Genomic DNA, 9,168 nt, shown 5'->3' on the forward strand with positions numbered 1-9,168 from the left:
CGCCCGCCCGCCACCCTCCTCCACTGGGGCACCACCGCCCTGACCGCCGAACGGCTCGCCGAACTCGGCATCAAGGCCACCGAGGCCAAGGCCGCCAAGGAATGGCTGCGCAGCCACCCCCACGACGCCCTCATCGACGTCTGGGGCGCCCTGCTGCCGCCCGACCCCAAGACCCTGTGGACCGAAGGCCCCGACCTCGCCGCCGGCGCCGACACCTGGATCCGCCACTTCGGACACCTCGTCACCCTCCCCGAAGCCGACCAGGCCGCCGTCAAGGGCGTCCGGATCCACCACCTCGAAGCCGTCCTCAACCCCGCCCGCACCCCCTGGCTCACCCGCACCACCACCTACCGCCTCACCACCGACCACCGCGCCGAACCCCACCTCCGACCCGAGGACGCCGACGCCGTCCCCGCCCCCGGTGAACTCCACCGGACCCTCGACGCCCTGCGCTGGCTCGCCTACCACCTGCCCGCCGACAGCCCGCTGCGCCCACTGCTGCCCCGGGCCGTCGACGCCCTGCACACCCGCCTCGGCGACCCCGACCTGCTGCTCGACCTCCAACTCGTCAACACCGCCAAGAACGGCCCGATGGGCGCCGTCATGCGCGCCCGCTTCGGCCTGCCCGCCGAGGGCGGCGCCGACCCGGACGGCCTGGTCCGCTGCGGCCCGGCGCTCGTCCTCAGCCCCTACCACGAGGCGTACGAGCAGGTCTGGCTGCGCCCGGCCGGGCTGACCGGCCCGGACGACCCGCTCCTCGACCTCATCACCGGGCTGCGCAACGGCTCCTGGTACGGCGACGACCAGGGCGCCCTCGTCGCCGTGCTCAACGGCGAGGCGCGGCGGCTGGCCGAGTCCGCCGTCGCGTCCGTCACCGCCGTGACGGCCGACCCGGCGACGGCCGAGGGCCGCGCGGCCTGGCTGCAGAACCCGCAGCTGTCCGCCCCCGCGCTGGTCGCCGAGGCGGCCCGCACCCACGGCCTCGGCGCGGACGCCGCCACCCTCTACCTGCAACTGCTCGCCCTGCCCGACCCCACCGACCGCAACGTCGCCCGCTGGACGGGCTGGAAGCCCGCCCGGCTGAAGCGGGCCCGCGCCGAACTCGCCGCCACCGGCCTCGTGCTGGAGGCCAAGCGGCCCCGGGCCGGCCGCAGCCTCTTCCTGCCCTGCGGCTGGCAGGAGGCCAAGGCCCCCGCGCTGCCCGTCGAGACCTGGAAGGCCGCCCTGTACGAACTGCCCACCCACAAGCCGGTGCTGCCGCGCCTGCCCGTCCCGGACCTGTTCGCCCGGGCCTGGCAGCGCACCGTCGACGGCGACACCCCCGGCTACGAAGAGCTCCGGACCAGCACGCGCAGGAAGGCCCGCCGATGACCAGCACCACCAGAACCTCCACCAGCACCGCCACGGACCGCCAGACCGTCCCGCCCGAGGAGAAGTACGCCGCCGAACTGGAGTTCCTCGCGGCCCACGACAGCGGCCCGCGCCCGCCCGGCTGGCGGCTCACCCCGCGCGCCGTCGTCACCTTCGTCATGGGCAGCGACGGCGAGAAGCTCAAGGCCGGGCGCAGGAGCCTCGTCATCGAGCAGAAGTTCGTCGGCGAGCGGGCCCTCGTCGAGCGCTGCGTCGTCACCCTCGCCGGCGAGCGCGGCCTGCTGCTCGTCGGCGAGCCCGGCACCGCCAAGTCCATGCTCTCCGAACTGCTCGCCGCCGCCGTCTGCGGCACCAGCGCGCTCACCGTCCAGGGCACCGCCGGCACCACCGAGGAGCAGCTCAAGTACGGCTGGAACTACGCCCTCCTGCTCGCCAAGGGCCCCAGCCGCGACGCCCTCGTCCCCTCGCCGGTGCTCACCGCCATGACCACCGGCGCCGTCGCCCGGGTCGAGGAGGTCACCCGCTGCCTGCCCGAGGTGCAGGACGCCCTGGTCTCCCTGCTCTCCGAACGACGCGTCGCCGTCCCCGAGTTGGCCGGCACCCCGGACGGGCAGCTGTACGCCGCCGCCGGATTCACCCTGATCGCCACCGCCAACCTGCGCGACAAGGGCGTCAGCGAGATGTCCGCCGCCCTCAAACGCCGGTTCAACTTCGAGACGGTCGGCCCGATCGGCAGCCTGGCCGCCGAAGTCGACCTCGTCCGCCGTCAGTCCACCGCCGCCGTCGCCCGGGCCGGAGCCGCCTACGCCGTCGACGACGCCGTCCTCGACGCCCTCGTCACCGCCTTCCGCGACCTGCGCACCGGGCGTTCCACCGAAGGCTGGGACGTCGAACGCCCCTCCACCGTGATGAGCACCGCCGAGGCCGTCTCCGTCGCCACCGCCCTCGGCGTCACCGCCGCCTACCTCCCGGACGGCGGCGACCTCCTGACCCGCCTGCCCGGCCAACTCCTCGGCGTCGTCCGCAAGGACGACCCGGCCGACGCCGCCCGGCTGCTCGGCTACTGGGACGGCGCGGTGCGCCGCCGCGCCGAGCAGGGCGCCGCCACCTGGCGCACCCTGTGGGACCTCCGCCCGGCACTGGAGGCCTGACCCATGCGGACGTTGAGCAGCGCACAGGCACCCGCCCGGGCCGACGAGGACGCCGTCCGGGCCGCCGCCGAGCAACTGGCCGCCTCCGGCACCGCCCGGCCCGGGCCCTACCTGATCGGCGTGCGCCACCACGCGCCCTCCCTCAGCGCGGTCCTACCCGCGCTGCTCGACGCCGCCCGGCCCGAGGCCGTCCTGATCGAACTCCCCGCCGAGTTCCAGCCCTGGCTCGGCCTGCTCGCCGACGAGGCCACCGAAGCCCCCGTCGCCCTCGCCGCCGCCCCCGCCGGCCCCGACGACGGCCCCGGTCCGGCCTTCTACCCGTTCGCCGACTTCTCCCCGGAACTCGTCGCCCTGCGCTGGGCCCGGCGCCACGGCGTCGAAGCCATCGCCTGCGACCTCCCGCTCGCCCACCGCACCGCCGAACGGCGCACCGCCGAACGGCGCACCGCCGAACACCGGTCCCCGGACGGCCTGGCGGCCCCAGGCCTGGCCGTGGCGCTGCGCCACCGCCTCACCGGCCGCGACAGCGACGAGGACCTGTGGGACCGCCTCGTCGAGACCGCAGCCCCCGGCTCCACCCCGGACGCCGTCCGCCGCGCCGCCCTGCTCGTCGGCTGGGCCCTGCGCCACGACGCCGAGACCGGCCCCGGCGTCGACCCCCACGACCAGCGCCGCGAAGCCTGGATGCGCGCCCGCATCCAGGACGCCACCGCCGGCGGCCGTCGGATCGCCGTCGTCGTCGGCGCCTTCCACGCCCCCGCCCTGCTCGACGGGCCCACCGCCACCGAACCGCCGCCGCCCGGCCCCGCCGCACCCGAGCACACCCTCTCCCTGATCCCGTACACCTACCCACTGCTCGACGCCCGCTCCGGCTACCCGGCCGGCATCCGCGACCCCGAATGGCAGCACACCGTCCTCGACTCGGGCGGCGACCCCGACCGCCTCACCCGGGCGCTCACCACCACCGCCGTCCGCATCTGCGCCGCCCTGCGCACCGACGACCACCCCAGCGGCCCGGCCGACGCCCGCGAGATCGTCCGCCTCGCCGGTGACCTCGCCCGCCTGCGCGGCCACGCCGCCCCCGGCCGCGGCGAACTCGTCGAAGCCGTCCAGACCGTCCTCGCCCAGGGCGAACCCCTCGGCCGCGGCCGAGCCGTCGCCCGCGCCCTCGAACGCGTCCTCGTCGGCACCCGCACCGGCAGCCCCACCCCCGCCGCCCCGCGCAGCGGACTCGCCCCCGCCGTCGAAACCCTCCTCGCCGACCTCGGCCTCCCCGACCCCACCGACCCCGGCCCCCGCGAGCTGCGCCTCGACCCCCGGCGCAGCCCCCTCGACCGCCGCCGCGAAACCCTCCTCCACCGCCTGACCGCCTGCGACGTCCCCTACGCCGACCCGATCCCCACCACCGGCGCCGGCGGCACCGAAACCCTCGGCACCCGCTGGCGCCTCCACTGGACCCCGGCCACCGCCGCCATGCTCACCGTCGCCGGCACCCGCGGAGTCACCCCCGCCCAGGCCGCCGAAGGCACCCTCCGCACCCGACTCACCGACCACCCCACCCCGCGCGACGTCATCGACGGCCTCACCGCCGCCGCCTCCTGCGCCCTCCCCGCCCTCGCCGCCACCCGCCTCACCCAACTCACCACCCTCCTCCCCACCGCCGGCACCCTCCCCGACCTCCTCGACGCCCTCGCCCTTCTCGACCGCCTCACCGCAGGCCACCTCCCCGTCGACCTCACCCCGCCGCCCACGCCGAACCACGTGCTCCCCACACCCGGGGATCCCGGTACCCGCGCGGGGGATCCCACGTCCGGCGCCCTCCCGGGAGGCACCGCGGAGCCGCCCTCTCGGACGGCTCCGGCCGGGCCGTCCTCGTCGGGCGGGACCGTAGCCGCGCCTCCGGACGGGGCCGGCGTCGAGGCACCCGGCACCTGGCCGGCGGACGGTGCCGGCGGCGGCCCGGCCCCCGGTCACCGCCCCGATTCCGCCACCTCCCCGCCTGCCCGGGCAGCGGCGGCGCAGCCGGAACGCCACCGGGCCGCGCAGCCGCAGGCGGTCGTCCTGTCCGGCCCGAACTCGGCGGGAGCGGTCGGCACTTCCGCATCCGAGCCGCCGAACTCCGCCGTCCACGACGTGCCCGGCCCCCTTCCCGGCGGCTCCGCGCAGCGGCCGCCGCTGCCCGCGCCCGGCGGGCCGGTGGAGGCCGCCGGGGAGGTGCTGACGGTGGCGGCGGTGCGGCAGTTGGAGGGCCTGGGCGGGTCGGACGACCCGGCCGACGCCAGGGCTCTGGTGGAGCTGGCCCGGCGGGCGGACCTGCGGGGCGGGCTGCGCCTGGGCCGGGCGCTGGCCGAACTCGCCGAGCGGGGCAGCCCGTTGGTGCGGGGCGCCGCGGGGGCGGTGCGGGTGCTGCTCGGGCAGGACGGCGCACAGGCGCTGGGCGCCCGCGCCGCCTCCTGGGTGGACGGCGCGACCACCCCGGAATCCCGGCGCGCGCTCGGGCGGAGCCTGAGCGGACTGCTCACGGCGGCCGAGGGCCTGTTCGACAGCGCGCCGGAGGCGTTGCAGCCGCTGCTGGAACGGGTCACCGCGCTGCCCGACGCCGCCTTCCTGGACCGCCTGCCCGCGCTGCGCGGCGGCTTCGACACCCTCAGCCCCGCAGCCCGCGACCGGCTGCTGACCCTGGTCGAGGAACGGCTCGGCACCCGGCTCACCGCCCTGCCCGAGGAAACGGACCCCGCCGTGCTCGCCGCCTGGGTCCGCGCCGACCTGGCCGCCCGCGCCGCGCTCGCCCGTCGCGGCCTCCTGCCGGCCCGCGAGCCGGTCCACGAGCCCGCGCCCGCACCGCAGTCGACACCGACACCGACACCGACACCGACACCGACACCGACACCGACACCAGAACCGATCACGGAAGGACCCGCACCCGCACGGCCCCACGATCTCGGCCCGGCCGAGCGCTGGCGCCTGCTGCTCGGCCGCCCCGGCAGCGGCGGCCTCCACGGCCGCGGCGCCCGACTCGCCACCGCCCTCGACGAGCTGTACGGAAACGGGCACGGCGAAGGATCCGGCCCGGGCCTGGACAGCCGCAGCCGCAGCCGCGCGGCGGCAGGCCACCGCGGCGGCCGCGAAGCGCCGTACCCGGGCGCGCGCGAGTGGGCCGAGGAACTGGAGGCGCTCTTCGGCCCGGGCATCCGGGAGGAGGTCCTGGCCGCCGCCGTCGCCCGGGGTCGCACCGACGCCCTCGAGGAGCTCGACCCGTCCGCCGTCCGCCCGTCCGTCGACCTGCTGCGCACCGTGCTGGAGCACACCGGCGGCCTGCCCGAGGCACGGGTGGCCCGGCTGCGTCCGCTGGTCCGCCGCCTCGTCGACGAGCTGGGCCGCGAGCTGGCGACCAGGCTGCGCCCGGCCCTGACCGGCATCGCGCTGCCGCGCCCCTCCCGCCGCCCCGGCGGCGGGCTCGACCTGGACCGGACGATCCGGGCCAACCTGGCCACCGCCCGCCCGTCCCCGGACGGCGGCACCCTGATCGTGCCCGAGCGCCCGGTGTTCCGGACCAGGGCCCGGCAGGCGAACGACTGGCGCCTGATCCTGGTCGTCGACGTCTCCGGGTCGATGGAGGCGTCCACGGTCTGGGCGGCGCTGACGGCCTCGATTCTGGCCGGCGTGCCCTCGCTGAGCACCCACTTCGTCGCCTTCTCCACCGAGGTGGTCGACCTCACCGAGCGGGTGGCGGACCCGCTGAGCCTCCTGCTGGAGGTGCGGATCGGCGGCGGCACCAGCATCGCGAGCGGCCTGCGGTACGCCCGCGACCTGGTGACGGTGCCCTCCCGCACGCTGGTCGCCGTGGTCAGCGACTTCGAGGAGGGCGGCCCGCTCGGCGCCCTGCTGGCCCAGGCCCGGGCCCTGGTCGACTCCGGCGTGCACCTGCTCGGCTGCGCCGCCCTGGACGACACCGGCACGGCCCGGTACTCGAAGGCGGTCGCGGGCCAACTGGTCGCGGCCGGCATGCCCGTGGCGGCGCTGAGCCCGCTGGAACTGGCCCGCTGGGTGGGGGAGAAGGTGCGATGAACGAGACGACGAGCGACGGCGACTGGCCGGGCGTGCGGCCGGAGGTGGTCGCCGAGGTGGTGTCCGCGCTGAGCGCCCGCCTGCAGAAGCGGCTGGACGGCGCGGCCGCGAAACTGGCGCAGCGCCCGGTGACGCGCTCCGGCCACCAGTGGCGGGTGGAGGTGGACGAGGAGACGCTGCTCGTCCTGCACGCCCCGGACGGGGTGGTCGCCGACCCGGCGGACGTCCGCTGCGGCTGCCTGCTCGCCCCGGCCTGCGCGCACCGGGCCGCCGCCGTCACCCTCTGCCCCCTCGCCGAGCCCGGGCCCGACACCACCGAGCCCCCGGCCCCGGACACCGCCCGCACCCAGGACGCACCCGCCGAGGACACCCTCGCCGAGGACAATCCCACCCTGGCCCCGTCCGAACTCGCCGCCGCCCGCCACCTCCACCACGCCGCCTGCGCCGTGCTGGCCGCCGGGGTCGGCGCCGCCGGCGCCGTGACCCAGGCCGAACTGCTGCACGCCGCCCACGGAGCCCGCCTGGCCGGACTGCACCGCCCGGCCGCGGCGGCGGTCACCGTGGCCACCCGGCTGCGCGCGGCCCGCTCCGGCGCACCCGACCACCGACTGGCCGACCTGGTGTCCGGCCTGCGCGATCTACTCGCCCTCACCACCGCCCTGACCAGGCCCCCGGCCGGTGCCGAGACCAGCGCCCCGCTCGCCGAACTGCGCGGCACCGCCCGCCGGACGTACGCCCCGGAAGGCGGGCTGCGCCTCCACGGGCTGTTCACCGAACCGGTGCTGACCGCCACCCACGCCGGGGCGGTCAGCTGGGCGGTGGACGCCGACGGCCGGCTCAGCACCATCGCCGAGGTCATGCCGCACACCGACGCCGCCACGGCCCCCGCCCAGGCGGCCGGCGCGGGCAACCGGGCCCTGCGCCTCGGCGACGCCCCGCTCAGCCACCGCGAGTTCAGCCGCGCCGGCCTGACCGTCCAGGGCGCGACCAGGTCCGCCACCGGCCGGCTGGGCGCGGGCGCCGCCGTACGGGCGGTGCGCGCGGCGGGCTCGGCGTGGACGGCCGGGCCCGCCGCCCGGCTGTGGTCGGAGCCGGTGGCCGACCAGGTGGCCCGGGCCCTCGCCGCCGAGGAACTGCCGTACGAGAGCCGCCCGGCCGGGTCCGACCTGCTGTTCCTGGACGTCACCCTGCTGGGCCCGGCCCCCTCCGGGCCGGACGGCGCACCGCAGCTGCTGGCCCGGTGCGCCGGCCGCCCGGGCCCGGCCGGACCGGTGATCGCGCTGCTGCCCGGGCACGAGCACCCCGAGCTGGCCTTCCGGGCCAACCTGGCCCTGCTGGCCACCGCCCCGGGCCTGCGACTGCGGGTGATCGGCCGCCTGGAACGCTCGGACCGCCCGGAGCTGCGCCTGCTCGCCCTCGGCGCACCCCCGCAGCCCGCCGACCCGCAGCCGGCCGGCCCGGTGCCCGCGCTCCCGGCGGACCGGGCCGGCCGGGTCAACCTCGGCCTCGAACGCCTCCAGACCGCCGACCTCCCTGCCGACCTCCCCGCCGGGCCCCCCGCCGAGCCCCCCGTCAGCGCCGCCGACACCACGCCCACCAACACCAGGCTCACCAACACCACGCTCACCGTCACCACCCCCACCCCGCCCGTCCACCTCCTCGCCCGCCGGGTCGCGCAGACGGTCACCACCGGCCGCCAGGCCCCGGTCCCGAACGCGGCCACGGCCGCCGCCGATCGCCGCCTGCTGCGCGCCGCCGGCTTGGCCACGGCCGCCGAACTCCTGGACGGCCTGCGGGCCGAGGCGGCGAGCCGCGGCCGGGACGTGTTCGGCCGGGTGGTCCCCGACGACCACGGCGCCTTCGCCGCCGCCTGGTTGGCGGCCGCCTGCTACACCGAGGCGCTGGCCGCCGCGCTCTGCACGGCCGCCTGGGCGGGAGAGGGGTGAGGAACGGAGAACCGGGAGCGGACGGCGAAACCACGTGCACGGACGGGCGATCCGCGCAGGCTGGCATACTGGGCCGTCGCGGAGACCAGACCCGCGACGGCAGGCGCCGGTGAACGCGAAGGGTGGGCGAGCGATGGGGATCCGCGACGACGCGGCCGAGGTCCGGGCCCGCGGCTGGCGGACGCTCGCCGCACTGCACGGCCTGATCGACACCGCGCTGGAGAAGGCGCTGCAGGCCGAGCACCAGCTCTCCGTGGTCGAGTTCACCGTGCTGGACGCGCTCTCCCGCCAGGACGGCTGGCACATGAGGATGCAGCAGCTGGCCCGCGCGGCGGCGCTCAGCAGCAGTGCGACCACCCGGCTGGTGTCCCGACTGGAGGACCGCGGCCTGCTCGCCCGCTACCTGTGCGCGGACGACCGGCGCGGCATCTACACCGAGGTGACGCCCGAGGGCCGCGCCCTGCTGGAGTCCGCCCGCCCGGTGCACGACGCCGCCCTGGAGACGGTCCTCGCCGAGGCCGCCGGGATCCCCGAGCTGGCCCCGCTCGTCGACTCCATCGCCGAACCCGCGCCCGCCAGCGCCTGACCCGGCCCCGGCCCCGGCTGCCCAAGGCCCCGCCCCCGCCCCCGCC

At 77.9% G+C, this 9,168-nt stretch carries 4 protein-coding genes and 1 pseudogene; all 5 read left to right on the top strand.

What is annotated here, in order from left to right; genetic code table 11:
- Positions 1–1,371, top strand: a pseudogene (locus VM95_RS36180) (hypothetical protein); the annotation flags it as partial.
- Entirely contained in the window at positions 1,368–2,522 is a 1,155-nt protein-coding gene (locus VM95_RS36185) for an ATP-binding protein (protein WP_045705256.1), read from the top strand. The pseudogene VM95_RS36180 and the gene VM95_RS36185, both read left to right, overlap by 4 nt.
- 3 nt (positions 2,523–2,525) lie before the next feature.
- Complete coding sequence (locus tag VM95_RS36190; protein ID WP_045705258.1) at positions 2,526–6,590, top strand: vWA domain-containing protein; 4,065 nt, start codon at positions 2,526–2,528, stop codon at positions 6,588–6,590.
- Complete coding sequence (locus tag VM95_RS36195; RefSeq protein WP_045705260.1) at positions 6,587–8,536, top strand: hypothetical protein; 1,950 nt, start codon at positions 6,587–6,589, stop codon at positions 8,534–8,536. Before VM95_RS36190 ends, VM95_RS36195 begins: the two co-directional genes overlap by 4 nt.
- A 133-nt stretch (positions 8,537–8,669) precedes the next feature.
- A complete protein-coding gene (locus VM95_RS36200) occupies positions 8,670–9,122 on the top strand; it encodes a MarR family winged helix-turn-helix transcriptional regulator (RefSeq protein ID WP_045705262.1) in 453 nt (150 codons plus the stop codon).
- The last annotated feature ends 46 nt before the right edge of the window (positions 9,123–9,168 follow it).

The sequence above is a fragment of the Streptomyces rubellomurinus genome (assembly GCF_000961885.1).
Taxonomy (GTDB): domain Bacteria; phylum Actinomycetota; class Actinomycetes; order Streptomycetales; family Streptomycetaceae; genus Kitasatospora; species Kitasatospora rubellomurina.